Below are 26909 nucleotides of genomic sequence, written 5' to 3' on the forward strand. Positions count from 1 at the left end.
TGACCGATGGCGACGGTAGAATTTCCTCGTTTCCGATATATCGCAGACGTCATGGGATTGAGAGGCAATGGCAAAACGCAGAACCATCACCATTAAGGAGGTCGCAAGGGTGGCCGGGGTCTCCGTCACCACCGTGTCGAACTACCTCAACGGGCAGATGGCCCGCATGAGCCCGGAGACCCGCGACAAGGTGGGGAAGGTCATCGAGGACCTGCACTACCAGCCCTCGTCCGCCGCGCAGAGCATGCGGTCGAACTCCACGAAGATCATCGGCGTCATCGTGGGCGACATCTCGAACGTCTTCTCGCCACTGCTGTTCGGAGGACTCCAGAAGGTCCTCAAGCCTAGGAACTACAGCCTGATGCTGCTGAGCGCCGACAACGACCCGGACGACGAGAGCCGATGCATCGGCAAGCTGCTGAGGCAGCACGTCGACGGTCTGATCATCCAGCCCACGCAGGACGAGCCCGAGGCCTTCTACCCCATCACCGTCTCGGGGACGCCGCTGGTCATCGTCGACGGCATCGTGCGCGCACTGCCCCGCAACGCGGCGCACGTGACCTCCGACAACACGACGTCCACCGCGGCCATGTGCCGGGAGCTGCATGAACGCGGGTACGGTCGCATCCTGACCGTCAGCGAGTCCACGGCACCGACGTCGTCGCAGATGCCGAGGCTCAGAACCGTGGCCGGCTGCGCAGCCGACCTGCACATGGAGCACGTGGCGCTGGACATGCGCGGCCACGACGACGCCTGGCTGGCGGAATCCATACGCGGAGGCCTTACGCCGGGCCTGCGGACCGCGGTCTTCCCGCTGATGGGACCGATGCTCTTCCACACGCTCGACGCGCTGATGCTCGCCGGGCTGTCGTTCCCCGACGATCTGGGCCTGGTCAGCTTCGACGACTGGAACTGGGGCCGGTTCATCGGCCATGGCGTGGATCTGCTGCAGCGCGACATCGACGAGATCGGGCGTCTCGCCGGCGAATCCCTCCTGCGGATCATCGAGACCGGCTCCCCCGAGCGATCCGAGATCAGCGTGCCGACCAAGCGGATCGCCGGGCACTCGCTATAGGGGGCCGTCCGGCGCGGACGACCCGCGATTGCCGGCGTCCGCACCGCACCGGCCGCGCATACGCCGGTGCCGGCCCGTTCCCAGGAAGGGAAGGAACGGGTCGGCACCGTGCAATCAAGGGATTCAGGGGTAGGTCTTATATCACATCGCGTGCATCACATTGCGTCTTCGCGGACGGTCAGGTCGCGGCCTGCGACCTCGGTCATCACGATGCTGGCACCGAACGTGACCGCGGTGTAGAAGAACATGAGCACCGCGAGGGCGACCCACGAGTTGAACACGGCGACCAGGGCGGCGGCGACCAGCGGGCCGAAGCCGGCGGTGATGAGGTTCGGGATCTCCTTCGACAGGGCCAGCTGCTCGTAGCGGTGGGCGGAGCCGAAGCATTCCGCCATCGTCAGGTTCTCCAGCGAGGCGAGGGCCAGCACGGAGAGGTTGTGCAGCACGATGTAGCCGATGAAGAACATGAGCGTCGGATTGGAGAAGTGGGCCACCATGCCGGTGGAGGTCTGCTCCATCACCGTGTCGGTGCCACGGTTGTTCAGCATCATCAGGAAGCACGGCACGATGAGGAAGAAGTCGATGACCGTGACCACGGTGTACATGCGCTTGCGGCCGAAGAGGTCGCCCAGCCAGCCGATGATCGGGACGGTGAGGAAGCCGACGAGCGAGGAGTACACCACGATGTTCGACGCCACGGACTTGGAGACGAGCAGGTTGGCGGTCAGGAAGGTGATGAGGTAGGTCTGCACCATGCCGGAGTTGCCGGACTGGCCGAAGCGCAGGGCGCAGGCCACGAGGAACGCCTTCCACGAACGCTTGGTCTTGGCGAGCTTGGCGATGGCCTCCTTGCGGGCCTGGGCGGCGGCCTCCTTCTTGGCCTTCTCGGCCTCTCGGTCCAGCGGCTTGTCGTACTCCTCGATGATCTCGTCCACGGAGGCCTCGAACACCGGGGTCTCCTTGAGGTGGATTCGGATGAACACGGCCACGCCCATCACGATGACGGAGCCGAGGAACGGGATGCGCCAGCCCCAGGCGATCACGGCGTCGTTGCCGAGCCACGCCAGCAGGACGGCCCACACCGCGCCCGCGAACAGGGTGCCGGAGTTGGTGCCCAGCGCGGTGAGCGAGGCGATGATGCCGCGCTGCTTGGTCGGCGCGTATTCGGCCAGCAGCACGGACGAGCCGGCGATCTCGGCGCCCGCGCCGAAGCCCTGCACCAGTCGCAGGATCACCAGCAGGGCCGGGGCGAGCAGACCCACCTGGTCATACGTGGGCAGCGCACCGATCAGCGTGGTGGCGACACCCATGATGGCGATGGTGATGAACAGCACGTGGGTACGGCCGATACGGTCGCCGAAGACGGCCGAAGTACCATGCGCCGATCGGGCGGGCGATATAACCCACGCCGTACACGGCCATGGCCGACATGATCGCCACGGCCTGAGAGCCATGACCGAAGAAGATGTCCTTGAACACAAGGGCAGCCGCCAGCGAGTAGAGCTGGAAATCCATGAATTCGAGCGCGGTGCCGAGCCAGCCGGACACGGCCGCCTTGACCAGATCGCCCATCGTACGCTTCGCGAGCGAGGGATCGCCGCCCTTGGTCGGCGTGGAGACAGCAGAAGACATAATAATCTTCACCTTTCAACAAACGATACTTTCTTATTCGCCGGGAGGACGTTCTCCCGTTCCCCGAGGCGAACGCCTCTGGCAGAAGGCGCGCCACGGCAGGCTCACGCTGGTAAAGGAAGATGGAAACGAGCGTGCGCCCGGTTCGCCGGGGCGTCATTGCCCCGGTCGATAGGCGGGAGGACGGCGAAACCGCCGTCTCCTCCCGGTTCCCGACGTCGGGCGGCATGTGCCGTGCCCGACGCAGGAGTCTTGTTTTGCCGGACGGACCGGACTAGCGCAGCAGGTAGCCGCCGTCGACCGGCAGCATCACGCCGGTGACGTAGTCGGACGCCTCGCTGGCGAGGAACACCATCGGTCCCATGAGCTGCTCGGGCACGCCCCACTCGCCGGAGGGGATGTGCTCGCGGATCTCCGGCCCGCGGACCGGGTCCTGCTGCAGGGAGCGGGTCATGTCGGTGATGATGTATCCGGGGGCAAGGCCGTTGACCTGGATGTTGTACGGGGCGAGCGCATCGGCGTAGGCGCGGGTCAGGCCGAGCACGCCGTGCTTGCTGGCCGCGTACGGGAAGATGCGCTTGCCGGCGCGGTAGGACTGCATGGAGCCGATGTTGATGATCTTGCCGTGCTTCTGCTTGGCCATCACCTTGGCGGCGGCGTGCGAGAGCATGTACAGGCCGTTGAGGTTCACGTCGATGACCTTGTACCAGTCCTCGTCCTTGAAGTCGAGCACATCGTTGCGGATCTGGATGCCGGCGTTGTTGACGAGGATGTCGAGGTGGCCGAACTGCTCGACGACGGCGTCTACGATGGCGTCGGCCGCGCCGGGCTTGGTGATGTCCTGCTTGATGAAGCCGATCTTGCGGCCGTTGGCCTCGACGATCTCGCGGATCTCGTCCCAGCCCTCCTCGTTCTCGGCGGCGACGAAAATGTCGGCGCCGTACATGGAGAGCGCGATGGAATAGTTGCGTCCGAGGCCGCGGGCGCCGCCGGTGATGAGGGCGACCTTGCCTTCGAGGTTGTAGCTGTTGCGATCGAACTTGGGCATGATTACTCCTTTGTATGCCGTTGATGGGGTTCCGTTGATTGCGGTTGGTGGCGGATTACGGTCGCCGCCGCCCGTACGACCGGACGCCGGCGACGGGAGGAAGGGGCCGGGGCCCGCCTGTGGCGTGCGCCCCGGCCATGGGGGTCACATGGCGATGAGCACCTTGGCGGACTTGGATGCGTCGGCCGCGGTGGCGAACGCCTCGCGGTAGTCATCGACGGGGAAGACCTGCGTGATGACCTCTTCGAGGTTGGGGTTCCTGGCCAGCACCTCGACGGCGTCGCGGATCTCCTGAAAGAAGCGGAAGCTGCCGATGTAGGTGATCTCCTTGCCGTTGATGGCGGAGATGTTGAGGCTGGCGTCGCGGTTGACCATCATGCCGACCTGGATGATGGTGGCGCCGGGGGCGGCAGCCTTGAACGAGGCGCTGATGGCCGGGGCCGCGCCGGAGCATTCGAGGATGAGGTCGTACTCGTTGTCGGGCAGGGACTCCTGGGCCACGTTGTAGACCTTGGTCGCGCCGAGCTTCTTCGCCACGGAGAGCGGATGGTCGAGCACGTCGGAGACGGCCACGCTTGCGGCGCCTTCGGTGAGGGCGGCGCCTGCGGCGAGCAGGCCGATGGGGCCGGCGCCGGAGACGAGGACCTTCTTGCCGCGCACGCCGCCGGCGAGGTTGATGGCGTGCAGTCCGACGCCCAGCGGCTCGGCCAGGGCGGCGGCCTTGAGGGAGACGCCTTCGGGCAGGACGATGAGCTGGTCGGGGCGGACCGCCATCTTCTCGGTCATGCCGCCCTGCTCGTGCGGCAGGTACTGGGCGGATCCGAGGTAGCGGCCGTTGGGCCAGATCTCCGGCTTGTCCTCGATGCCGGGCTGCTTCTCGCCCCAGGTGGAGGGATGGATGGCGACCGGGGTGCCGGCGGGGATGACCTTGCCGTCGACCTCGACGTCCTCGTCCGTCACCGCGCTGATCTCATGGCCGGGGACGATGGGTTCGCGGACGACCGACATGCCCACCTGGCCGTCGGCCAGATAATGCAGGTCGGATCCGCAGATGCCGATGAACTGGGGACGGACGACGACCTTGCCGTCCTCGTGCTCGGGTTCGGGGCGCTCAGCCAGGTCAATCAGTCCCTTGCCGCTGATAAGTACCGACTTCACTTCAACATCCTCCTTGATGTCTGATGTTTTCATTTCCCAAGGTATATCGTTTCCCTTGTTGAGATAACGTTACCCCTAAACTCGTTATAATGTCAATATACGTTGAAATTTGAGTCGTGTCGCACCTATCAAATCACTGATTTATCGTTTCACTAAATAATTCAATAAGACACGTTATGAAAAGTGCGGCGCACAAAAAGAACGACCCGTAGAATATGCAATGAACGCAGTTTCCGCATACCCCCCCCCCGAACGGATACGACCATGAGACGCCACAAGACCATAACCATCAAGGAAGTCGCCCAAGTGGCCGACGTATCCGTCACGACCGTCTCGCGGTATCTCAACGGCAACCTCGGCAAGATGAGCGACGCGACGCAGCGACGCATCGGCCGGGTCATCAAGGACCTCGGCTACCGGCCGTCCGCCGCCGCGAAGAACATGAGGTCGGGCAGCACCCACATCATCGGCGTGGTCGTAGGCGACATCTCCAACGTGTTCGCGTCGATGCTGTTCACCGGCATGTACAAGACGCTGCAGCCACGCGGATACAGCGTGATGCTGCTCAACGCCGACAACGACGCCGACGCCGAACGCGACTGCGTGGAGAAACTGCTGGAGCAGAACGTCGACGGGCTGATCATCCAGCCGAGCCGCAACGACTTCGAGGACTACTACCCCATCGTCAACGCGAACACTCCGCTCGCGTTCGTGGACCGATACGTCGCCTCCACCCCGTCGTCGGCGATCCACGTGACCAGCGACAACGCCGACGCCAGCCGCAACATGTGCAAGGAGCTCGCCTTTCGCGGATACGAACGCATCGTCGTCATCCGCAGCACCACCGTCGACACCTCGGCCCAGATGCCACGTATGCGGGCCATCATCGACGAATCGGCCGCACTCGGCATCGACCTCAGCATCATGGATCTCAACGGACGTTCGGACGACTGGCTCGCCGACTCGCTGCGGACGCTGAAGAAGGACCCGCGCAGAACCGTCGTCGTCTCGCTGATGGGACCGCTGCTGCTGCGTGTGCTCGCCGCGGCGCGCTCGACGGGCACACGATTCCCCGAAGACCTGGGGATGCTGAGCTTCGACGACTGGGAATGGGGCCAGTACGTGGGGCACGGCATCGACCTCATCCTCCAGGACCCCGAAGCCATCGGACGGCAGGCGGCGCAGGCGCTGCTCGACGTCATCAACGGGAACCCGCCCGCCCGCAACGAGATAGTGGTGCCCACCAAACGGGTCCCCGGGCACTCGCTATGACCACGCGGCGCCGGAGCAACAACCAACCGGCAACCGACCAACAACGGAAAAAGGCCCGGACCCCGATGAATCGGGAATCCGGGCCTCGGAACCGAACGGGCCGAAGGGCCTTCGGCGATCAGACGACCTTGCGCTCGAACGGGTCGGAGCTGATGCCCTTGGCGAGGATGTCCTTCGCCCACTCCTTGGCGGTGAACAGGCTGTGGTCGCGGTAGTTGCCGCAGCTTTCGATCGTGGTGGCGGGCACATCGTCCCACGTGGCCTTGTAGGCGATGAACTCCAGGGCCTCCTTGAGCGCGCGGGCAACGTCCTCGGTGGAATGCTCGCCCCACGTCAGCAGATGGAAGCCGGTACGGCATCCGAACGGCGAGCAGTCGATGTAGCCGGGGATGCGTTCGCGCAGCAGCACGGCGATGGTGTGCTCGATGGTGTGCAGGCCGCCGGTCGGGATGGCGTTCTCGTTCGGCTGCACCAGACGCAGGTCGTAGTTGGAGATCACGTCGCCGTTGGGGCCGGTCTCCGTATCGATGTAGCGCACATACGGCGCCTTGACCTTCGTGTGATCGAGCTGGAAGCTTTCGACGACCGGCTTGTCTGCCATGATGTCCTCCTTGCAAGACGAAAACGACGTCACGCGCGCATCGCACGCATATGACCGCTATCTACTGTCGTCGCAAAATCGTCAATCGTCAACCGCATGGTCATACACGTCGATTATCACCGGCCATCGGCGGCGCGGCCCATCATGGATCACCGTCCGTCGCCGCCGAAACCGGCCCCCGCGAACTCGCGGATCACGGCGAGGAACCGCTCGCCGTAGAGTTCGAGCTTGTGCTGGCCGACGCCGTTGACCGCAAGGAATCCGGCGTCGTCCGTCGGCTTGAGCTCGCACATGCCGCGCAATGATTTGTCGGAGAACACGATGTACGGCGGCTTGCCGATCTCGCGCGCGATTTCGGTGCGCAGTCCGCGCAGCCGTTCGAACAGTTCGGCGTCGGCATCGGAGAGTTCGGCGGGGGCGGCGGACCGAGCTCCGCGCGATGCGCCGCCCGACGCAGGCCCGCCGCCCGATACCGGCCGTTCCACCTGCTTGATGACCATGTGGAAGTCGGTCCGAGCGGTTTCGGCGGCCCGTTCGCCATAGTCGACGAGCGGGTATTTGCCGTCGCGTATCCGCAGGTATCCGTCCGACGCCATCTGCGATATGACGTCGCGGATGCGGGCGGCCGGCACGTCCTCAAGCGCCCCGTAGGAGTCGGCGGAGTCGAGGTGCCGCCAGTCGTGCATCTCCTGGGCGTCGGAGCCGCGCAGCATCTGCGTGATCTTGCCGGCGCCGAGGCATCCGGGCCGGCCGTCGCGGTCCGTTCCGAGCAGTTCGCGGATGTCGTGCAGGCATCGGCTGACGGCCACGGCGATCCTCGTCACGTCGATCGTCTCGAATTCGCCATCGCAGTTGGAGCAGCCGGAGCAGGGCCCGGCGTCGGTCTCGCCGAAATACGAGGTGATGTATCGGTGCAGGCAGTCGGTGGTGCGGCAATAGCCGATCATGACATCGAGCAGCACGCGCCGGCGGTTGCGTATGACTTCGGCCTCGTCATCGCTGAGCCGCTCGTTGTCGTTCTCCCTGTCGATGAAACGACGCCGGGTGTTGATGTCGCCGTCGCTCCACAGCAGCGTGCATCGGGCGGGTTCGCCATCCCGTCCGGCACGACCGGCCTCCTGATAGTAGGCTTCGATGCTGTCGGGCATGTTGTGGTGGACTACATAGCGCACGTTGGATTTGTCGATGCCCATGCCGAACGCGTTGGTGGCGACGACGACATGCACCTCGTCGTTGACGAAGTCGCGTTGCGCCTGAGATCGTTCCTCGGCCGGCAGGCCCGCGTGGTAGCAGGCGGCGGCGATGCCGCGATCGCGCAGATCGTCGGCGAGCGCCTCGGTCTCCTTGCGTGTGGCGCAGTAGATGATGCCGGATTCGTCGGGACGTGCGGTCACGTATCGTTCTATCCATTGGCGTTTGACGCTGGGCACGGCCTTGATGACGTCGAAGTACAGGTTGGGGCGGTCGAAGCCGGTGACGCTGACCTGGGGGTTCCTGAGCCCCACGAGGTCGATGATGTCGTGGCGTACGCGTTCGGTGGCGGTCGCGGTGAACGCGGCGACGACGGGACGGTACGGGAGCGCGGCGATGAAGTCGCCGATGCCGAGGTATGCCGGGCGGAAGTCCTGCCCCCATTGGGAGACGCAGTGGGCCTCGTCGATGGCGAGCAGTGCGATGCGGGTCCGGGCGGCGAAGTTCGTGAACTGTTGGGTGCCGAGTCGTTCGGGCGCCACGTAGACGGCGTCGCATCGTCCGGAGGCGGCTTCGGCGAGCGCGGCGGACTGTTCGTCGAGGCTTTGCGTGGAGTTGACGTAGACGGCGTGGATGCCGTTGTCCTCAAGGGCGGCGACCTGGTCGGCCATCAGCGACACCAGCGGCGAGACGACGACGGTGATGCCGCCGAGCAGTACGGAGGGGATCTGATAGCAGATGGATTTTCCGGCGCCGGTGGGCATGACGCCGAGCGCGTCGCGCCCGGCCAGGATGGCCGCTATGAGCGGCTCCTGGCCGGGCCGGAACCCGTCGTAGCCGAAATAGTGCTTGAGCGCCGCACGCGCATCGTTCATGTCTGCCATGACTTCGAGTCTATGGCCCGGCGGAGAGAATCCGACACGTGCGGCGGCCTGCGTCGTGCTACTTCGTGCGTTCGAGGGCCTGGTCGAGGTCGGCGATGAGGTCGTCGGCGTTTTCGATGCCGACGGAGAGACGGATGAGGTTGTCGGGCACCTGCAGCGTGGTGCCGGCCACGGAGGCGTGGGTCATGGCGGCAGGGTGCTCGATCAGCGATTCCACGCCGCCGAGGGATTCGGCCAGGGTAAAGATCTCGGTGGATTCCGCGAACTTCAGCGCGGCCTCGCGTCCTGCGGCGAGCTGCACGGAGACGACGCCGCCGAAGCCGCCGTGCATCTGGCGAGCGGCGATGTCGTGGCCGGGATGCGATTCGAGGCCCGGATACAGCACCCGCTCCACTTCGGGCAGGGTGGCGAGGTGTTCGGCCACGGCGAGCGCGTTGGCGCTGTGGCGCCTCACGCGCAGTTCAAGGGTCTTGAGGCCTCGGGTCTGGAGCCAGGAGTCGAACGGGGCGGGCACGGCGCCGGCGGAGTTCTGCAGGAAGGCGACGGCGTCGCGCGTGGCCTCGTCGTTGGTCACGATGGCGCCGCCGACCACGTCGGAGTGGCCGCCGATGTACTTGGTGGTGGAGTAGACCACATCGTCGGCACCGAGTTCGAGCGGATGCTGGAGCACGGGAGAGGCGAACGTGTTGTCGACGACCACCCTGACGCCGTGCGCGTGCGCGAGGGCGCTCACGGCTTCGATGTCGGTGACGCGCAGCATCGGGTTGGAGGGGGTCTCCACCCAGATGACCGCATAGTCGGAGTCCTCGAAGGCCTCCTTCACGGCGTCGATGTTCGAAACGTCGACCACGTCGAGGCCGATGCCCCATGGCACGAACACCTTGCTCAGCAGGCGGTAGGTGCCGCCGTACACGTCGTCGCCGAGCAGGATGCGGTCGCCGGGCTTGAGCGTGGAGCGCAGCAGCACATCGATGGCGGCGAGGCCCGAGGAGAAGGCGAGCGCGTACCTGCCGCCCTCGATGGCGGCGAGCTGCGCGTCGAAGGAGTCGCGGGTCGGGTTGCCGGAACGCGTGTAGTCGTAGCCCTTGCGCAGGTTGCCGACGCCGTCCTGCTTGTAGGTGGAGGTCAGGTAGAGCGGCGGCACGACGGCGCCGGTGACGGGGTCGGGCTCCTGGCCGGCGTGGATGGCGCGGGTGGCGAGCTGGGTGGCGGTGAAATCGATGGTCATGGGGGATGTTTCCTTTGTTATCTGTTGTGGTGGTTTGGATTATGGATTGGGGTTCATGGTGCCGAAACGGTCGGATGATGTGCATTCCGCGACACACTCAAGGCCGTTCGGCCAAGCCTACGGCCGGGCGACGTATGCCTCCTCCCTTGCTGCGTGCGCTTTTCGGCTCCCCTCCCTGAGGGGAGCTGTCCGCGCAGCGGACTGAGGGGAGTCGCGACGGCACTCAGCGACATCGTCTCGTAATCGATACGACGGTCATACGAGGCTCCTTAGCCGTCAGTCCTGGGCAGGGATGGCGCTGGGATGCGAGGTGCGTTTGACGACGTCCTCGAACCCGTTGTCGATCATCCACTGGTCGTTGAAGATCTTGCCGAGGTAGCTGCGTCCCGAATCGGGCAGCAGCACCACGACGACCGCATCCTTGCCGAGCCGGTGCTGACGGGCGTATTTAAGTGCGGAGACCACGGCCATGCCGGACGATCCGCCGACGAGCAGGCCCTCTTCGGCGGCGAGACGGCGCGTCATCTCGAACGCCTCGGCGTCGTTGACCTTCACGATGTCGTCGACCACGCTCGGGTCGTAGGCCTTGGGGAAGAAGTCCTCGCCCACGCCCTCGATCTTGTACTGGTGCACGTCCGCCGGATCGTCGGCCGAATAGATGGAGCCTTCGGGGTCGGAGCCGACCACGGTCACGGCCCCGTCGGAGACCTCCTTGAGGTACTTGCCCGCGCCGGAGATGGTGCCGCCGGTGCCGATGCCGGCCACGTAGTGCGTCACCGTGTGGTCGGTCTGCTCCCAGATCTCCGGGCCGGTCGTGTAGTAGTGGCTCAGCGGTCCGTTGGGGTTGTCGTACTGGTTGGGCTTGAACGCGCCGGGGATCTCGCGGGCGAGACGGTCGGAGACGTCGTAGTAGGAGCGCGGGTCGCCTGGGCCGGCGTCCGTAGGCGTGACGATGACCTCGGCACCGTAGGCGCGCAATACGGCGCGCTTGTCTTCGGAGACCTTATCGGGCAGGGTGAAGATCGCGTGGTAGCCACGCTGCTGGGCGACCAGGGCGAGACCGACGCCGGTGTTGCCGCTGGTCGGCTCCACGATGGTGCCGCCGGGCTTGAGCTGGCCGGACTTCTCGGCCGCGTCGATGATGCGTGCGGCTATGCGGTCCTTGGACGAGCCGCCCGGGTTCATGTATTCCACTTTCACCGCGATGGTGGCATCGATGCCTTCGGTAACGCGGCTGAGCCTGACGAGCGGGGTGTTGCCGACGAGTTCGGTGATGGAGTTGGCGATGGTCATGTCTCATATCCCTTCGGATGACGATTGGTTCACGTACTGACTGCGTTTGCGGTTCTGCTGGTGACCTGCCGTCGCCCCTTCGGCGGCCGGTGCAGTGCGGTACTGAAATGAGACGATACCGGATGCCGGTTTCCGGTTGGTTGAGATTCGCGCCGACGTAAACGGTTTGGCTATAGATTAAATCGTTGGCCGGTTCGAAATGGTTGGGAAATCATCGAATCCCCTGATCGTCGTATCCGTGCAACCCGTTGTCATGCGACCATTGCGGGAAATCCACGAACATCATGCGGGATTCGAACAAGAGAATCGTCCTATTTCAAGTTATGCGTCACTGACCAGCGCCCTGCACGATCACGTGCGACCGCATCATATGCGGCGGGGCGGCGGCTAGCGACAACAACATGAAAGGAACGTCATGGCTCAAACAGTAGCACACGCATTCGCACCGGCGTGTCGAAGCATTGCGCCTCGACTCCCGCCGACACGACGGACGACGACGGTTTTTGGGCGAATATGCGTCGTCGTCCATCGCGAATTCATGAACCGGCTGTCATCATCGTTGGAATCATGCGGTTTATGATGACCGGCATCGTAATCGACGACGGACGACACGGCATTTCGGGGGATTCTGCGACCTCGTCCGTCAACGACGAATCCCCATGTGCGACGAAGCATTTCTGCGGATCACGCGGCGTCGTCCATCGATGCGGACCCGTCCATGCCTCCCTCGCCGTCGGCGAGTCTGGCTTCGAGTTCCTCGACGATGCGCGCGTGCATCTTCTCGTCGATCCTCACGGTGAAGACGAACACGAGCAGGCTGGCGACGATCAGCGCGAGCGGCGTGTAGAAGGCGAACATCTTGAAGGTGCGGATGTTGGTGGCGGTCATGTCGGTGGCGGTGGCGGTGCCGACCATGCCGGCGGCGACGGCGATGAATCCGACGATGCCGTTGGAGAACGCGCCGGCGATCTTGTCGAGCATCGGACGGACGGAAAGGGTCACGGCCTCGTTGCGGCGGCCGGTCTTGAGCTGGCCGTATTCGATGGAGTCGGTGAGCGAGAGGATGGCGGTCATCTGGATGAACGTCGCGGGAATGTAGAACAGCACGAGCGCGATGATGACGAGCGACAGGTTCTGCGCGCCGACGATGAACATGACGTAGCCGGCGATCATGAAGACCATGCCGGCGATGTACAGGTATCGTCGGGGAATGTAGCGGTTGAGCACCGGATAGAGCGGCGCCGCCACAAGACCGGTGATGATCGGGATGATGCCGGCGATGGAGAACGCGGCCGGCTGGCCGAGCACGAACTTGAACAGGTAGAGCAGCACGCCGGTGGTGGCCACGTTGGCGATGGCGTACAGCAGGTAGCTCAACGCCACCCACAGCAGCTGGTCGTTTTTGGCGAGCGCGGCGAACGCCTGCAGCGGGTTGCCGTTCTTCTGCGCCTTGGCGCGCAACACGCTTTCGTTCTCCCTGGTGCCGAACGCCACTGTGAGCGCGGTGATGACGCCGAGCAGCGCCACGATGATGCCGAAGGCGGTCCATCCGCTCTGGCTTTCGGCCCGGGAGCCGGTGAACACGTAGCTGAAGTACGTGACGATGGGGATGACGACGACGGTGATGCCGTTGTAGCCGATGGAGCCGGTGAACGAGCCGAGCGCCGTATAGACGCTGCGTTCGTGCGAATCCTCGGACAGGGCGGGGATCATGCCCCAGTAGGAGATGTCGCGCAGCGAATAGAGCACGTCGAGCGCGATGAACACCACGACGAACAGGATGACGAACCACGTCTCGCTCACATCGACCAGTCCGAACAGTCCCGTGTAGACGAGCGCCAGCAGCAGCGCGGAGACGCAGCCGCCGATGACCTGCCATGGGCGGAAGCGGCCGAATCGTGTGGTGGTGTTGTCGATGAGGTTGCCGAGCAGCGGGTCGAGGAAGATCTCGGCGATGCGGATGACGACGATCAGGCCGGTGATGATGCCGATGAGTCTGGCGGCGAGCGCCTTGTCGACGCCGGCGAACATGGTGCTGGTCACATAGACGACGAAATAGGTGCTCAATGCGTTGTAGAACGCGGCCTGCCCGAGATTGCCTACCGCATAGCAGATGCGACGGCCGATGCCGCCGGTCTTCGCCCCGCCGACGTTCGGCGTCGGCGGTGTCGTCGGTGGCGTCGGTGCCGCCGCTGTCCGGGCGGCGGATTCCGGTCGGGATTTCGTTGATTGAACCTGTTGTGATTGCGATGCGCGCTTCATAGCCTTCTCCTTAGAAGACACATGATGATGAAGATCATCCTTTGATCCGACAATCGCGATACTAATGCATTACTAATTAAAAGTAAAATTCATTACTTACGGTCGCCATACCGGCGTGTTGCCTGCGACCACTGTCGGTCAACGGCTGTATATCGTTGCAATATCAGTCACAATTGCCGTCGCGCAACAACGTCGCACCTTCTGTCGGCCATGATGTAGATGCGGCAATTCACATGATTATCCAGTATTGCCAACACTCGGTATTTGCCAAAATACCAGTCTATGATTACTTTATTCAGTAAAGAGATTTACTCACTCTTGGATATATCATTAACAACGATGTAATGAATGTCAGAAAGGCATGCACCATGACCGGCAACGCAACCACATCACTACAGCAGCGCATCATCATCGGCACGGCATCCGAGGCGTCACCGGACTGGCTTCGCGATCCGGAGGTGTTCGCGGTCAACCGTATGCCCGCCCACTCCGACCACCGATGCTACGACCACACGCCGGCGTGCGGCGAGTCGTCGAATCTTACGGCCAGCCTCGACGGGCGCTGGCGGGTGAACGTCGTGGAGGCTGCGGAGGACGGCAAAGCGGATGGCAGCGCCGGATTCTCCGTGACCGCGGCCCCGGACACCGCCTGCCCCGACTTCGCCCGCCCCGACTTCGACGACTCCGGCTTCGGCACCATCGCCGTGCCGTCGCATCTGGAAACGGCCGGATATCTTCCGCCGAAATACGTGAACGTCCAATACCCTTGGGACGGCCACGACGACCCGTGCGCGCCCGACGTGCCCCGGAGGAACCATGTGGCGCTGTACCGTCGCACGTTCGCGGCCTCCGGCCCCATCCGCTCGGCGATTCGCGACGGCCGGCGCGTGACCCTCGTCTTCCACGGCGCGCAGACCGCCATATACGTGTGGCTCAACGGCATGTTCATCGGCTACGGCGAGGATTCCTTCACCCCTAGCGAATTCGACGTGACCGACGCCGTCATCGACGGCGACAACGTGCTGGCCGTCGCATGCTACGAGTATGCGAGCGCCAGCTGGCTGGAGGACCAGGACTACTGGCGTCTTCACGGCCTGTTCCGCAGCGTGGAATTGACCGCATGGCCGGCCGCGCACATCGGCGACATGCGGATCGTCGCCGACTTCGACCACAGGCGCGGCGAAGGACTGCTCGACATCCGCACCGAACTGCATGGGGCCGTCCCGGGAACGGCACGCACCGTGACGGCGCAGCTGATCGACGCCGACGGCGACGTCGTGTGGCGCTCCCCGCACGACGTCGGGCCAGTCCGGGACGACGGCGCGGCGGCGGACGGCGACGACGGCATGGCCGATGCCGCCATGCTCAGCTGGAACACCGCCGTGGAATGCGCGCACCCGTGGAGCGCCGAGGACCCGTACCTGTACACGCTGCGCCTGACCGTGACCGACGCGGAAGGGTCGGTAGTGGAGGTCGCCGAGCAGCGCATCGGATTCCGTCGATTCGCCATCGAAGACGGCATCATGAAGATCAACGGCAAACGCATCGTGTTCAAGGGCGTGGACCGTCACGAGTTCGACGCCCGACGCGGCCGCGCAGTCACCGAGGAGGACATGCTCTGGGACGTGCGCTTCCTGAAGCGGCACAACCTCAACGCCGTACGCACCTCGCATTATCCGAACCAGAGCCGATGGTACGAGCTGTGCGACGAATACGGCATCTATCTCATCGACGAGACGAACCTCGAAACACATGGCACCTGGTCCGCCCCCGGCGACGGGGTGACGCCCGAGACCAACGTGCCCGGCAACGACGCGCGATGGGAGGGTGCCTGCCTCGACCGCGTGGACTCCATGATCCGGCGCGATTTCAACCATCCGAGCGTGGTCATCTGGTCGCTGGGCAACGAATCCTATGCGGGCACGGTGATCCAGGCCATGCACGACCTGGTGCACGAGCTCGACGCCATGCGCCCCGTGCATTACGAGGGCGTGTTCTGGAACCGCAAATTCGACGCCGCCTCCGACATCGAAAGCCGCATGTACGCCAAGCCGGCTGAAATCGAGGAATATCTCACGAACGACCCGAAGAAGCCGTATATCTCATGCGAATACATGCATGCGATGGGTAATTCCGTGGGCGGCATGCAACTGTATACGGCGCTCGAACGGTATCCGCGGTATCAGGGCGGGTTCATCTGGGACTACATCGACCAGGCGTTGTGGCAGCGGCTCGGCGACGGGTCCGAGCGTCTCACCTACGGCGGCGACTGGGATGACCGTCCGCATGACTACGAGTTCGCCGGGGACGGCATCGTATTCGCCGACCGCACCATCTCACCCAAGGCGCAGGAGGTGAAGCAGCTGTATGCGAACGTGAGGATCACGCCGGACGCCACGGGTGTGACCATTGCGAACGGGAACCTGTTCGTGCCGACCGGAGGATACGTGTTCACGGCCCGTCTGCTGGTCGACGGCGTCGAGCGGTGGAAGGCGGATTACCGGTTCGAGGTGCCCGCCGGCGAGACGCGGCGCTTCGACGTCGCATTCCCCGATGCCGGCGACTTCGCTCGCGTTGACGGCGGAACCGTGGAGGTGACGTATGAGGTCGACCAGCGTCTGGCCAAGGCGACCCCATGGGCCGAGGCCGGCTATGAGCTCGCGTTCGGCCAGCACACGATCGCGGTGGAGTCGAAGGCGGACGGCGGGGACGACGGGAACGGCGGTACGCGGCCCAATGCCATCGAGGTCGTCGACGGGCGCTGGAACCTCGGCATCCATAGCGTGGCCGGCGACAGTGGCATGGCCGGACGTGGCACAGGCACGACCGGCGACGACGATTTCGAGGTGCTGCTTTCCCGCACGCAGGGCGGCATGGTGTCGCTGCGCCGCGGCAGGCGCGAAATGGTGATCCGCAGGCCGCAGATCGTGACGTTCCGGCCGCTGACCGACAACGACCGCGGCAACGGGAGCGGATTCGAGCGCGCACAGTGGTTCGGAGCCGGACGCTACGCCCGCGTGGCCGACACCCGGTTCGACGCGGCGCCGGACCGTATCACGGCCGAATACGTCTACGAACTGGCCGAACCGCGGCACACCCGCGTGACGGTGCGGTACGAGGTGGATGGCGCCGGCACGGTGCATCTGACGGCATCCTATCCCGGTGCGGCAGATGCGCCGACACTGCCGGCGTTCGGCCTGGAGTGGATGCTTCCCGCGCAGTACACGAATCTGCGGTTCTACGGCCCCGGCCCCGAAGAGACGTATCCCGACCGCAAGCTCGGCGGCAGGCTCGGCATCCACGAGACCACCGCCGCGGATTCCGTCGCCCAGTATCTGGTGCCGCAGGAAACCGGCAACCATGAGGACGTGCGCTGGGCGGAGGTCACGGACGAGCACGGCCACGGCATGCGGGTCTCGCAGGCCGGGGCCGACCGCTTCAGCGCGAGCCTGCTCCCCTACTCATCCCTGATGCTGGAGGAGGCCACGCACCAGAACGAGCTGCCACAGCCGCGTCACACGTTCCTGCGGCTGCTTGCGGCCCAGATGGGTGTGGGCGGCGATGACTCGTGGGGCGCGCCCGTGCACCGGCGGTACCTGCTCGACGCCGCCAAACCGCTGACGCTCGACGTGCATATCGAACTGATCTAGCCGCCGCTATTCCCGGACAGGTACGAAGCTGCCGCGCGGCACCAACGTGGTGGACAGCAGCAGATGATGCCGCACAGCGCGTCTGCTGGAGATCGCGTCGCCCAATGTGGCGATGGCCGCGCGGACCAGTTCGTTCTGGTCGATGGCGTACGTACTCAGCGGCGGCGACGTGTACTGGGCGATCGGCTGGTTGTTGATGCTGACAAGGCTCACATCCCGCGGCACCAGCACACCCGCCGCATTGAACGCCTGCAGCACCCCCACCGCGATCACGTCCGCCGCCACGATGAACACATCCGGCAGGTCGCCGTGCAGGTCCTCGATGATGCGTTCGCCGAGACGCTGGCCGCTTTCCACGTTGAACGGCCCGTCGATGTACACCAATCCCCCGGTGTCGAGGTCCAGCCGCCGCGTCCAGTCGCGGAATGCCAGAAGACGCAGATCCTCCTCATATTCATGCATGCCCATGATGCGTCCGACGCCGCCGATGAAGCCGATACGGTCCATGCCCGCGGCCACGCACTCGTCCAACGCGTCAAGCACCGTCTGGGAAAGATCGGGACATACGGAGTCGAACAGGTTCGGCGCGGGATTCGTATCGACGAACACGCCGTACGGCAGCACGCCATGCAGACGGCGCAACGCATCGTTGCCGACGATCTCGGCCCCGACCGCGATGAAGCCGTCGAAACGGTCGCCCTCGGCTATCAGCCGTTCCACATCGGTGATGAACGTCAGGTCCATGCGCTCGCGTTCGGCGCATGACTTCAGCACGTCACGCAGCTCGTTGAAATACGCGTCCTGCAGATGGTCGCCGGGGTCGATGACGTCAAGCACCGCCACATTGCGGGGCACGGTGATGTGCTTGGTCTGCGAGGAGTACCCCAGTTCCTCGCTCGCCTTGATGATGCGGCGACGCGTCTCCTCCTTGATGGAGAGATTCGGGTCGCCGTTGAGCAGTCGCGAGACCGTGGCCTGCGAATATCCCGCCCGCTTGGCGATGTCCTTGATCGTGACCATGACGGCTCCAGTACGTTGCACCACAGATTTAGTAAATATTTTACTCATCTGTAGTGTAACGCATCAGGCCACCTATGTCGCCATGCCGGACAGCGGGACGACATGACGGAGATCGCGGGACGGAGCATTCCGCCCGTCCTCGGTCATGCTGCGCGAGCCAGCTCCCGACGTCGTATGCGGCACGCACCCTGACGAGAGGAGGGCGGCATGTGTTCCGCGATCGTAGGCTAGTGGAGGTGGCTGCTAGGCTTTACCCAGCAGCCTCCGGAACGGCGGCCGAACGGCCTTGAGTGTATCGCGGGACACATGCCGCCCGACTCCCGCACCCCCGCTACGCGGGACGGATCACCAGTTCCTGGATGAGACCCTCGGCGTCGTCCACGTTCTCTATCTGCGCCAGCGCATGGATGATGGTGCCGCGGTAGTTGGCGTAGAAGTTCATCGTGCGGCTGTTGACCATATGGGGGTCGAGGATGGAGTATCCCCCGAGCACGAACTGGTTGTGGAAGAACATGTCCACCGCCTTGCGGCCGTAGACGAACGAGTTCTCGCGTCCGACCAGCGAGGGGCAGTAGTCGAACAGCCGGCATTCCTCGACGAAGCATTCGGCGAGCGCCCTGTGGTCCTTGCTCCGCAGGGCCTTGATGTAGTCATCGATGATCATGTGGTTCTCTCCTGTGAAAATCCCGGTGATTATGTTGTGATCGCGTGATGGTTGCGTGGTGGCTGAGAAGACCGTGCGCCGCGACGCGTCAGTAGACCTTCTCGGAGTGCAGCAGCGCGTCGGTGCCGCCGTCGGCGAACAGCACCACGCCGTTGAGGCCGCTCGCCTCGGGGGATGCGACGAACGCGATGACGTTGGCGACCTCGACGGGGTCCATGAGCGGCTCCTCGCCGTAATGGGTGGGCACGGGCAGCGCCTCCATGGCCACGCGCTGCTCGGGCAGCATGTTCGCGGTCATGGCGGTGCGCACGTTGCCGGGCGCCACGGCGTTGAGCCGCACGCCGGACGCGCCCCACTGCGCGCTCATGCGGCGCGCCCAGCGCGCGAGCGAGTACTTGGTGGCCGCGTAGAACGTGTGCCCGACCTTGGGGTCGTAGTCCTTGACGAGGTTGACGATGCGCGCCTCGTCGGGGTTGTTGTTGAGCATGCCGACCACGTCCATGCGGGCCGAGCCCTGGGCTATGGAGTTCGACGACGTGACCACGCAGCTGCCGTGCCGCTTCCTCAGCAGGTCGAACACGCCTTCGGCCATGGTGGTGGCGCCGAAGTAGTTCAGCGAGATGATGAGCGGGATGGGGGCGCGGCCGCCGGAGACGCCGGCGTTGCAGATCATGGCGTCGATGCCGTCGGGGTATCGTTCGTGCAATTCGTCGAGCGCGTACCGCCGTCCCTCCTTGGTGGCGAGGTTCGCGTTGATGTCACCTCCCTTCAGGTCGATGTTGACGACCTCGTGGCCGCGTTTCGCGAGTATCTCCGCGGTCTTGGCCCCGATGCCGCTCGTCGCGCCGGTGATGACATACACGCCCATGTTCCGTCCTTTCGCCGATCCCGCGGCCACCATCGTTGCGTGAATGCCGCGGAACGAAACCGAATATTGCCGAATGTTGTTGGATTGTCCTCCGAAAGCGCCTCTGCCGGAAGGTGTCTTCCACTGTATAGCGTCATGGACGATGCGCCACGGACCTTGCCAGCATTTGCAGAAGGGGTGACGCCGTCCGCGCGGGCATCGCGAATGTGAGGAAGATTACAGCGGCAATTGTCGGCACGCGGTGGCGGCGGCGTGCGCGCGCTTATTAAACTTGTATCGGCTTTGACGGGGACTTCCCGCAGAGACTGGAGATCTGGCATCCCACCGCGAGGGTGGCGTATGCCGTATGGAGGCAGCGTAATGAGCGCCAAACACAGCAGCGGCACCCGTCCGCGTCATATCCTTCTGGGCGTCACCGGCTCCATCGCCGCGTTCAAGGCGTGCCAGCTGGCGTCGAATCTCACCAAGCACGGCAACGAGGTCCGCGTGATGATGACGGACGCCGCCACGCGGTTCGTCGGCCCGGTCACATTCGATTCCCTCACGCACACCGCCACGAGGACGGCCATGTTCCCCGCCTCCGAATACGCCACGTACACCGACGGGTTCGGCGAGGCGCGCGTCGGCGTCAGCCATATCGAGGACGCCAAGTGGGCCGATGCCGTGGTCATCGCGCCGGCCACGGCGAACGTCATCGCGAAGTTCGCCGCCGGCATCGCCGACGACTATCTGACCAGCACCGTGCTCGCCGCCACCTGTCCGAAACTGGTGTGTCCGGCCATGAACGTGCATATGTATGAGAATCCGGTCACGCAGCGCAACATCGCCGAATGCCGCGAGCTCGGCTTCCGTTTCGTCGATCCGACGTCGGGGCTGCTGGCCTGTCAGGACGTCGGCAAGGGCCGTCTCGCCGAGCCGGAGGACATCGAGCGGGCCATCGACGCGCTGTTCGACGACGATGCCGACGATGCCGCCCCGATGCCGCTCAGGGACCTTGAAGTGCTGGTGACCGCCGGCCCCACGCAGGAGCCACTCGACCCGGTGCGCTACCTGACCAACCATTCCACCGGCAAGATGGGCTATGCCCTCGCCGAGGCGGCGCGCGACATGGGCGCGCATGTGACGCTGGTCTCCGGCCCCGTGAGCCTTGACGCCCCCGAAGGCGTGGACGTCGTCGACGTGACGACCGCCCGGGACATGTTCGCCGCCGTGAGCGAGCGCTTCCCCGGGGCCGACATCACGGTGATGGCCGCCGCGGTCGGCGACTTCCGCGCCGAGACCGCCAGCCCGCAGAAGATCAAGAAGCACGGGCGCACCACGCTGACGCTGGAGCTCGTCTCGAACCCCGACATCCTCGCCTGGGCCGGTGAGCACAAGCGCACGGACGGCTCGCAGGTGCTGTGCGGATTCGCCATGGAGACCGAGCATCTGGTGGAGAACGCGGCGAGGAAGCTCGCCGAAAAGCATTGCGACATGCTTGTGGCCAACAATCTGCGCGACCCGGGCGCCGGATTCGCCACCGACACGAACGTGGTGACGATCCTCACGCCGCCCGACGACGTGGACCACGACCACAGCATCGCCGACATCGAACGCATCGGCAGGATGCCGAAGACCGGTCTGGCCAGACTGATCCTCGACCGCCTCGCCGCACTGCGCGGGGCGAACACGCTGCAGGCGGCGTGACGCGGTCATGCTGAGGACAAGGGACCTACGAGAGATACAAGGAGAGGGAACGGCCATGCTCATCGCCGTCGACATCGGCAACACGAACATCGTCATCGGATTCATCGACGGCGACGACATCATCGGCACGTATCGTCTGACGACGAAGACCCGCCGCACCAGCGACGAATACGCGATGATGCTGTCGACGTTCATGTCGATGTCGCATATCGACCCCGACGAGGTCGACGACGTGATCATCTCCTCCGTGGTGCCGAAGGTCATGTACGCGTTCCGTTCGAGCATCAAGAAGTTCCTCGACCTCGACCCCATCATCATCGGCCCGGGCATCCGCTGCGGCATCAATCTGCGGCTGGACGACCCGAAGACCGTGGGCGCGGACCGCATCGCCGACTGCGCCGGCGCCTACTACCTGTATGGAGGCCCGGTGCTGGTCATCGATTTCGGCACCGCCACGACCTATGACTACGTGGACGAGCACGGCACGTTCAGCTCAGGCGTGATCGGCGTGGGCCTGGAGACCAGCGCCAATTCGCTGTGGAGCCACACGGCCCAGCTCCCGGAGATCGAGATCGAGCAGCCGGATACGATCCTCGCCACGAACACGAAGACCGCCATGCAGGCCGGCATCTACTACCAGTATCTGGGCGGCGTGGAATACACCATCGCCCAGTTCCGCAAGGAGATCGGCCACGACTTCAAGGTCGTGGCCACCGGCGGGCTCGGCCGCGTGCTGTACAACGCCACCGACTCCATCGACGTCTACGACCGGCAGCTCATCTTCAAGGGTCTCGCCATCATCTACGCGAGGCTCAGGAAGCAGGGGCCGCGCGGCGGGAAGGGCCGTCGATGAGAATCGGGTTCATCGGCGCCGGCAAGGTGGGCTGCGCGTTGGGCGCGCACTTGCGCAGATCAACGACCGTCGACGTCAGCGGCTATTACAGCCGGTCGTCGACGTCGGCCCGGTCGGCCGCCGACGCGTTGAACGTGGACGCCGGCGATGCAAACATTCCCGTGGCGGCGTTTCCGTCATTGGCATCCGCCGTCGAACTGAGCGACATGCTCGTCGTCACCACCCCGGACGACGCCATCGCCGGGGTGTGGCAGGCGTTGCTCGGCCTGCCCGACGACGCCGTGGGCGGCATGGCAATCGGCCACTGCAGCGGATGCCTCTCGTCCCGCGTGTTCGACGGTGCCGACCAGGCCGGCGTCTCCGCGTTCTCCATGCATCCCATGCAGGCGGTGAGCGAGCGCTTCCCCGCCGACGGACGCGACCAGCTCGACGGCGCGTTCTTCGCGCTGGAGGGGGATGCACGCGTGACCGAGGCGATGTCGCAGCTGCTGACGTCGCTGGGCAACCCCAACCGCACGATCGCCGCCGGGGACAAGCCCCGATACCATGCCGCCGCGGTCATGGCCAGCAATCTGCCGATCGCCCTGTGGAACCAGGCTGTGGAGACGTTGCGGTCCTGCGGGTTCACGGAGCCCGACGCCCGGAAGGCGCTTTCGGCGATGATCCGCCACAACGCGGACTCGTTCTGCGAGCGCGGCGCGAAGGCGGCGCTGACCGGCCCGGTCGAACGCGCCGACGTCGGCACCGTCGAGGCGCATCTCTCCGTGTTGCCTCCGGACGCGTCGGCCCTGTATCTTCCGCTTTCGCGGGCTCTGGCCGGCATCGCCGCCGCGAAGAACCCCAACCGCGACTATGCCGGGCTGCGGGCGGCGCTCGGCCAGGCGCATGACTCTTCCACCCATAACTGAACAATAACGAATCAGGCGTGGATCGGCCCTGCCGACCGCGACCAACGAAAGGAACCCAACAATGAAGCACACTGCGGTAACGTTCCGTGCGGCCAAGAACAGCGGCGAGAAGCTTTCGATGCTCACCGCCTACGACTACACGACGGCCAGGCTGCTCGACGAATCCGGCATCGACGGCATTCTCGTCGGCGACTCGCTGGGCATGGTCATGCTCGGCTACGATTCCACGCTGCCGGTGACGATGGAAGACATGATCCACCATGCCAAGTGCGTGACCCGCGGCGCGAAGAACGCGCTCGTGGTCGTGGACCTGCCGTTCATGGCCTACCACACCGTCGACCAGGCCGTGGAGAACGCCGGCCGGCTCGTCAAGGAGGGCGGCGCCCAGGCCGTCAAGCTCGAAGGCGGCGTGGCGTTCCACGACCAGATCAAGGCCATCGTGACCGCATCCATCCCCGTGATGGCGCATCTGGGCCTCACCCCGCAGTCGGTGAACGCGTTCGGCGGATTCAAGGTTCAGGGCAAGAACATCAAGACCGCGCAGCAGATCCTCGACGACGCGCGCGCCATCGAGGACGCCGGCGCGTTCGCCGTGGTGCTTGAGGGCGTGCCCACTCCGCTCGCCAAGCGCATCACCGAGGAGCTGTCCATCCCGACGATCGGCATCGGCGCCGGCGACGTGACCGACGGCCAGATCCTCGTCTACCAGGACATGCTGAACATGTACGGCGAGATGAAGCCGAAGTTCGTGCGCCATTACGCCGAGATCGGCAACGAGATGCGCGAGGCGTTCGGCGCATACATCAAGGACGTCAAGTCCGGCGCCTTCCCCGACAACGCGAAGGAAGGCTTCAGGATGGACGAGGCCATCCTCGACGAGCTGCACTGACACAACGCCTTTGCCTCCCTACGACGAGGGAGGCAAAGGGAACGGCGGTAAACGCAATAGTCCAATATCCGAATCAATATCCACATTCATCAAGACAAGAAGGACATCATCATGACCGAAACCAACGAGTTCGCCATCGTCCATACCATCGCCGAGGTGCGCGAGACCGTCAAGGCGTGGAAGGCCCAGGGCCTTTCCGTCGGACTCGTGCCCACCATGGGCTTCCTGCATGAGGGGCACAGGAGCCTGATCGAACACGCCGTGGCCGACAACGACCGCGTCGTCGTCTCCGACTTCGTCAACCCCGTGCAGTTCGGTCCGAACGAGGACCTCGAAGCCTATCCGCGCGACCTCGACCGCGATGCGAAACTCGTCTCCGGCGCTGGCGCGAACCTGCTGTTCAACCCCTCCCCCGAGGAGATGTACCACCCGAACCGCACCACCGCGATCACCATGGCCACCATCACCGAGGAACTGTGCGGCAAGAGCCGTCCGGTGCATTTCGGCGGCGTGTGCACGGTCGTCGCCAAGCTGTTCAACATCGTGACGCCGAACCGCGCCTACTTCGGGCAGAAGGACGCGCAGCAGCTGCTGGTCATCAAGCGCATGGTGCGCGACCTCAACTTCGACATCGAGATCGTCGGCTGCCCGATCATCCGCGAGGACGACGGCCTGGCCAAGAGCTCGCGCAACACGTATCTGAACCCGCAGGAGCGCGCGGCCGCGCCGATCCTGCACAAGGCGCTGGAGGCCGGTCGCGCGCTGGCCGAATCGGGCGAGAAGGACGCCGAGACGATCAAGGCCAAGGTGCGCGAGGTGCTGGCCACCGAGCCGCTCGCCGACCCGGAGTATGTGGAGGTCGTGGACCTGGAGAACGTGCATCCCGTGGCTACGCTCGACCAGCCGGTGCTGGTGGCCATCGCCGTGCGCATCGGCAAGACCCGACTGATCGACAACTTCTTCTACCCGGAACTCCACTGATTCACGCAATTCATCCAAAGGAAAGGCATCATGCAACTCTCCATGCTCAAAGGCAAGATCCACCGCGTCACCGTCACCGAGGCGCGACTCGACTACGTCGGCTCCATCACCGTCGACTCCGACCTGCTCGACGCCGCCGGCATCCTCGAATACGAGAAGGTCGCCGTGGTGAACGTGAACAACGGCCAGCGGCTTGAGACCTACACCATCGCCGGCGAACCCGGCAGCGGCATCATCTGCCTCAACGGCGCCACCGCGCACTTCTTCGACCCCGGAGACACCGCCATCATCATGTGCTACTGCCAGATGGACGCCGAGGAGGCCAAGACCCACAAGCCCAAGGTGGTGTTCGTCGACGGCGAGAACCACGCCACGCGCGTGACCAACTACGAAAAGCACGGCCAGATCGCGTGACGCCGGCAGGCGCCGGCCATCGGGTCCACGGACGCCCGCATATGTCCATGGACGCCGACTTGCGGCCCGCACGGCCGGCGTCCGCCATAAGGGGAATCGCATTGCGGCAAGCGCATACCGCAATGCGATGGAACAACGGATCGCGACACCCCCGATAGCCCGCTATAACTTTTCCTTTCAGGAAAACTCGGGCAAGGCGGGACTCGAACAGATATCGTATCTGTAGACTGATGCGCACTATCAACACCAAAGGAGCTGCACATGGGGAACACCTTGGGGAATACGGCAGCGTATTCCAATCCGCTGCGTGACTCGCGCGACCTGCGCCTGCCACGCGTCGCCGGACCATGTTCGCTGGTGATCTTCGGCGTCACTGGCGATCTGGCGAAACGCAAACTGCTGCCCGCCGTATACGACCTCGCCAACCGGGGACTGCTGCCCGCCGGCTTCGGCCTCGTCGGCTTCGGCCGCCGCCCGTGGAGCAACGAGGAATTCGCCAACTACGCCGAAGAGCAGGTGCGCGCCCACTGCCGCACCCCGTTCAACGAATCCACCTGGGGGCACCTGCGCGACTCCATCCGCTTCGTGCAGGGCGAGTTCCACGACTCCGAGGCGTTCACCCGCCTGAGCGACACCGTCTCCGAACTCGACCGAGACCGCGGCACCCGTGGCAACCACGCGTTCTACATGGCCGTGCCGCCGCGTGACTTCCCCGTCGTCTCCAAGCAGCTGGCCGCCTCCGGCCTCTCCCACTCCTCCGAGGGCGCGTGGCGCCGCGTGATCATCGAGAAGCCGTTCGGCCACAACCTCGAAAGCGCCAAGGAGCTCGACCGCGTGGTCGGCGAGGTGTTCAGCCCCGAATCGGTGTTCCGCATCGACCACTACCTCGGCAAGGAGACCGTGCAGAACCTGCTGGCGCTGCGCTTCGCCAACATGATGTTCGAGCCGGTCTGGAACGCCAACTACGTGAGCCACGTGCAGATCACCATGGCCGAGGACCTCGGCATCGGCGGACGCGCCGGCTACTACGACGGCATCGGCGCGGCGCGCGACGTAATCCAGAACCATCTGCTGCAGCTCATGGCCCTCACCGCAATGGAGGAGCCGGTCTCGTTCTCCGCCAGCGACCTGCGCGCCGAGAAGACCAAGGTGCTCTCCGCGGTGCACCTGCCGAAGGACCTCGCCCTGCACACCGCCCGCGGCCAGTACGCCGAAGGCTGGCAGGGCTCCGAGAAGGTCATCGGATACCTCGACGAACACGGCATCAGCCCCGACTCCCCCACCGAGACCTACGCCGCCATCCGGCTCGACGTCGCCCCCCGCCGCTGGGCC

The 26909-nt window shown here is 64.8% G+C and carries 22 protein-coding genes; 10 read left to right on the forward strand and 12 right to left on the reverse strand.

All coding sequences use genetic code 11. The features are described 5' to 3' along the window. Nucleotides 1–67 precede the first annotated feature (67 nt). A complete protein-coding gene (locus DF200_RS07040) occupies nucleotides 68–1075 on the forward strand; it encodes a LacI family DNA-binding transcriptional regulator (RefSeq protein WP_109137575.1) in 1008 nt (335 codons plus the stop codon). Between the two features lie 155 nt (nucleotides 1076–1230). On the opposite strand, the gene DF200_RS07045 is transcribed toward DF200_RS07040, so the two are convergent. From DF200_RS07045 to DF200_RS07055, 4 genes are all read right to left on the reverse strand, one after another. Continuing rightward, entirely contained in the window at nucleotides 1231–2385 is a 1155-nt protein-coding gene (locus DF200_RS07045; protein WP_241520179.1) for an MFS transporter, read from the reverse strand. Next, nucleotides 2342–2707, reverse strand: a complete 366-nt coding sequence (locus tag DF200_RS11160) for a hypothetical protein (RefSeq protein WP_241520180.1) — start codon at nucleotides 2705–2707, stop codon at nucleotides 2342–2344. Before DF200_RS11160 ends, DF200_RS07045 begins: the two co-directional genes overlap by 44 nt. A gap of 274 nt (nucleotides 2708–2981) precedes the next feature. Then, entirely contained in the window at nucleotides 2982–3755 is a 774-nt protein-coding gene (locus tag DF200_RS07050) for an SDR family oxidoreductase (protein ID WP_109137576.1), read from the reverse strand. A gap of 144 nt (nucleotides 3756–3899) precedes the next feature. After that, nucleotides 3900–4913, reverse strand: a complete 1014-nt coding sequence (locus tag DF200_RS07055; protein ID WP_109137593.1) for a zinc-binding dehydrogenase — start codon at nucleotides 4911–4913, stop codon at nucleotides 3900–3902. 264 nt (nucleotides 4914–5177) lie between these two features. On the opposite strand from DF200_RS07055, the gene DF200_RS07060 reads away from it, so the two are divergent. Further along, nucleotides 5178–6185: a LacI family DNA-binding transcriptional regulator gene (locus tag DF200_RS07060; RefSeq protein WP_109137577.1), complete on the forward strand. Its 1008-nt coding sequence runs from the start codon at nucleotides 5178–5180 to the stop codon at nucleotides 6183–6185. Nucleotides 6186–6303: 118 nt separating this feature from the next. On the opposite strand, the gene DF200_RS07065 is transcribed toward DF200_RS07060, so the two are convergent. The 5 genes from DF200_RS07065 to DF200_RS07085 form a co-directional block, all read right to left on the reverse strand. Next, nucleotides 6304–6786 (reverse strand): S-ribosylhomocysteine lyase, encoded by a 483-nt coding sequence (locus tag DF200_RS07065; protein ID WP_241520181.1) that lies wholly within the window; start codon nucleotides 6784–6786, stop codon nucleotides 6304–6306. Nucleotides 6787–6935: 149 nt separating this feature from the next. Further along, nucleotides 6936–8861 carry a RecQ family ATP-dependent DNA helicase gene (locus tag DF200_RS07070; protein WP_109137578.1) on the reverse strand — a complete coding sequence of 642 codons (1926 nt, stop codon included), beginning with the start codon at nucleotides 8859–8861 and terminating at the stop codon, nucleotides 6936–6938. 58 nt (nucleotides 8862–8919) lie between these two features. After that, entirely contained in the window at nucleotides 8920–10089 is a 1170-nt protein-coding gene (locus DF200_RS07075) for a cystathionine gamma-synthase (protein ID WP_109137579.1), read from the reverse strand. Nucleotides 10090–10365: 276 nt separating this feature from the next. Beyond that, nucleotides 10366–11382 (reverse strand): cystathionine beta-synthase, encoded by a 1017-nt coding sequence (locus DF200_RS07080; RefSeq protein ID WP_109137580.1) that lies wholly within the window; start codon nucleotides 11380–11382, stop codon nucleotides 10366–10368. A gap of 684 nt (nucleotides 11383–12066) precedes the next feature. Next, nucleotides 12067–13644: a glycoside-pentoside-hexuronide (GPH):cation symporter gene (locus DF200_RS07085; RefSeq protein WP_109137581.1), complete on the reverse strand. Its 1578-nt coding sequence runs from the start codon at nucleotides 13642–13644 to the stop codon at nucleotides 12067–12069. Between the two features lie 368 nt (nucleotides 13645–14012). Here DF200_RS07085 and lacZ point away from each other — a divergent pair, with 368 nt between their 5' ends. Then, complete coding sequence (gene lacZ / locus DF200_RS07090; protein WP_109137595.1) at nucleotides 14013–17294, forward strand: beta-galactosidase, LacZ type; 3282 nt, start codon at nucleotides 14013–14015, stop codon at nucleotides 17292–17294. Nucleotides 17295–17300: 6 nt separating this feature from the next. Here lacZ and DF200_RS07095 read toward each other — a convergent pair whose 3' ends face one another. The 3 genes from DF200_RS07095 to DF200_RS07105 all read right to left on the reverse strand — a co-directional run bounded on the left by DF200_RS07095 (nucleotide 17301) and on the right by DF200_RS07105 (nucleotide 19846). Further along, complete coding sequence (locus DF200_RS07095) at nucleotides 17301–18314, reverse strand: LacI family DNA-binding transcriptional regulator (protein ID WP_109137582.1); 1014 nt, start codon at nucleotides 18312–18314, stop codon at nucleotides 17301–17303. 331 nt (nucleotides 18315–18645) lie between these two features. Further along, complete coding sequence (locus DF200_RS07100) at nucleotides 18646–18978, reverse strand: hypothetical protein (RefSeq protein ID WP_109137583.1); 333 nt, start codon at nucleotides 18976–18978, stop codon at nucleotides 18646–18648. Between the two features lie 88 nt (nucleotides 18979–19066). Continuing rightward, nucleotides 19067–19846 (reverse strand): SDR family oxidoreductase, encoded by a 780-nt coding sequence (locus DF200_RS07105; protein ID WP_109137584.1) that lies wholly within the window; start codon nucleotides 19844–19846, stop codon nucleotides 19067–19069. Between the two features lie 360 nt (nucleotides 19847–20206). On the opposite strand from DF200_RS07105, the gene coaBC reads away from it, so the two are divergent. From coaBC to zwf, 7 genes are all read left to right on the forward strand, one after another. Continuing rightward, nucleotides 20207–21532, forward strand: coding sequence for a bifunctional phosphopantothenoylcysteine decarboxylase/phosphopantothenate--cysteine ligase CoaBC (coaBC, locus tag DF200_RS07110; RefSeq protein WP_109137585.1), 1326 nt, complete (start codon nucleotides 20207–20209; stop codon nucleotides 21530–21532). Nucleotides 21533–21587: 55 nt separating this feature from the next. Next, nucleotides 21588–22385 carry a type III pantothenate kinase gene (locus DF200_RS07115; protein ID WP_109137586.1) on the forward strand — a complete coding sequence of 266 codons (798 nt, stop codon included), beginning with the start codon at nucleotides 21588–21590 and terminating at the stop codon, nucleotides 22383–22385. Further along, nucleotides 22382–23293 (forward strand): Rossmann-like and DUF2520 domain-containing protein, encoded by a 912-nt coding sequence (locus DF200_RS07120; protein WP_109137587.1) that lies wholly within the window; start codon nucleotides 22382–22384, stop codon nucleotides 23291–23293. The genes DF200_RS07115 and DF200_RS07120 overlap by 4 nt, the downstream gene beginning before the upstream one ends. A 61-nt stretch (nucleotides 23294–23354) precedes the next feature. Beyond that, a complete protein-coding gene (gene panB, locus DF200_RS07125) occupies nucleotides 23355–24182 on the forward strand; it encodes a 3-methyl-2-oxobutanoate hydroxymethyltransferase (protein ID WP_109137588.1) in 828 nt (275 codons plus the stop codon). A gap of 111 nt (nucleotides 24183–24293) precedes the next feature. Beyond that, nucleotides 24294–25163: a pantoate--beta-alanine ligase gene (panC, locus tag DF200_RS07130; RefSeq protein WP_109137589.1), complete on the forward strand. Its 870-nt coding sequence runs from the start codon at nucleotides 24294–24296 to the stop codon at nucleotides 25161–25163. 30 nt (nucleotides 25164–25193) lie between these two features. Beyond that, the gene (gene panD / locus DF200_RS07135) at nucleotides 25194–25577 is read left to right on the forward strand and encodes an aspartate 1-decarboxylase (protein WP_109137590.1); all 384 of its coding nucleotides are present in this window, start codon (nucleotides 25194–25196) and stop codon (nucleotides 25575–25577) included. A 261-nt stretch (nucleotides 25578–25838) separates the two neighbouring features. Further along, nucleotides 25839–26909: glucose-6-phosphate dehydrogenase (zwf, locus tag DF200_RS07140; protein ID WP_109137591.1), on the forward strand; the 1071-nt coding region annotated here is incomplete at its 3' end.

The organism is Bifidobacterium catulorum (assembly GCF_003129925.1).
GTDB classification, from domain to species: domain Bacteria; phylum Actinomycetota; class Actinomycetes; order Actinomycetales; family Bifidobacteriaceae; genus Galliscardovia; species Galliscardovia catulorum.

Excerpts from the sequence above, each read along its gene's own strand:
- DF200_RS07040 (WP_109137575.1), top strand. The coding sequence starts at position 68 with ATGGCAAAACGCAGAACCATCACCATTAAGGAGGTCGCAAGGGTGGCC.
- DF200_RS07045 (WP_241520179.1), bottom strand. The coding sequence starts at position 2,385 with ATGGGTGTCGCCACCACGCTGATCGGTGCGCTGCCCACGTATGACCAG.
- DF200_RS11160 (WP_241520180.1), bottom strand. The coding sequence starts at position 2,707 with ATGTCTTCTGCTGTCTCCACGCCGACCAAGGGCGGCGATCCCTCGCTC.
- DF200_RS07050 (WP_109137576.1), bottom strand. The coding sequence starts at position 3,755 with ATGCCCAAGTTCGATCGCAACAGCTACAACCTCGAAGGCAAGGTCGCC.
- DF200_RS07060 (WP_109137577.1), top strand. The coding sequence starts at position 5,178 with ATGAGACGCCACAAGACCATAACCATCAAGGAAGTCGCCCAAGTGGCC.
- DF200_RS07065 (WP_241520181.1), bottom strand. The coding sequence starts at position 6,786 with ATGGCAGACAAGCCGGTCGTCGAAAGCTTCCAGCTCGATCACACGAAG.
- DF200_RS07070 (WP_109137578.1), bottom strand. The coding sequence starts at position 8,861 with ATGGCAGACATGAACGATGCGCGTGCGGCGCTCAAGCACTATTTCGGC.
- DF200_RS07075 (WP_109137579.1), bottom strand. The coding sequence starts at position 10,089 with ATGACCATCGATTTCACCGCCACCCAGCTCGCCACCCGCGCCATCCAC.
- DF200_RS07080 (WP_109137580.1), bottom strand. The coding sequence starts at position 11,382 with ATGACCATCGCCAACTCCATCACCGAACTCGTCGGCAACACCCCGCTC.
- DF200_RS07085 (WP_109137581.1), bottom strand. The coding sequence starts at position 13,644 with ATGAAGCGCGCATCGCAATCACAACAGGTTCAATCAACGAAATCCCGA.
- lacZ (WP_109137595.1), top strand. The coding sequence starts at position 14,013 with ATGACCGGCAACGCAACCACATCACTACAGCAGCGCATCATCATCGGC.
- DF200_RS07095 (WP_109137582.1), bottom strand. The coding sequence starts at position 18,314 with ATGGTCACGATCAAGGACATCGCCAAGCGGGCGGGATATTCGCAGGCC.
- DF200_RS07100 (WP_109137583.1), bottom strand. The coding sequence starts at position 18,978 with ATGATCATCGATGACTACATCAAGGCCCTGCGGAGCAAGGACCACAGG.
- DF200_RS07105 (WP_109137584.1), bottom strand. The coding sequence starts at position 19,846 with ATGGGCGTGTATGTCATCACCGGCGCGACGAGCGGCATCGGGGCCAAG.
- coaBC (WP_109137585.1), top strand. The coding sequence starts at position 20,207 with ATGAGCGCCAAACACAGCAGCGGCACCCGTCCGCGTCATATCCTTCTG.
- DF200_RS07115 (WP_109137586.1), top strand. The coding sequence starts at position 21,588 with ATGCTCATCGCCGTCGACATCGGCAACACGAACATCGTCATCGGATTC.
- DF200_RS07120 (WP_109137587.1), top strand. The coding sequence starts at position 22,382 with ATGAGAATCGGGTTCATCGGCGCCGGCAAGGTGGGCTGCGCGTTGGGC.
- panB (WP_109137588.1), top strand. The coding sequence starts at position 23,355 with ATGAAGCACACTGCGGTAACGTTCCGTGCGGCCAAGAACAGCGGCGAG.
- panC (WP_109137589.1), top strand. The coding sequence starts at position 24,294 with ATGACCGAAACCAACGAGTTCGCCATCGTCCATACCATCGCCGAGGTG.
- panD (WP_109137590.1), top strand. The coding sequence starts at position 25,194 with ATGCAACTCTCCATGCTCAAAGGCAAGATCCACCGCGTCACCGTCACC.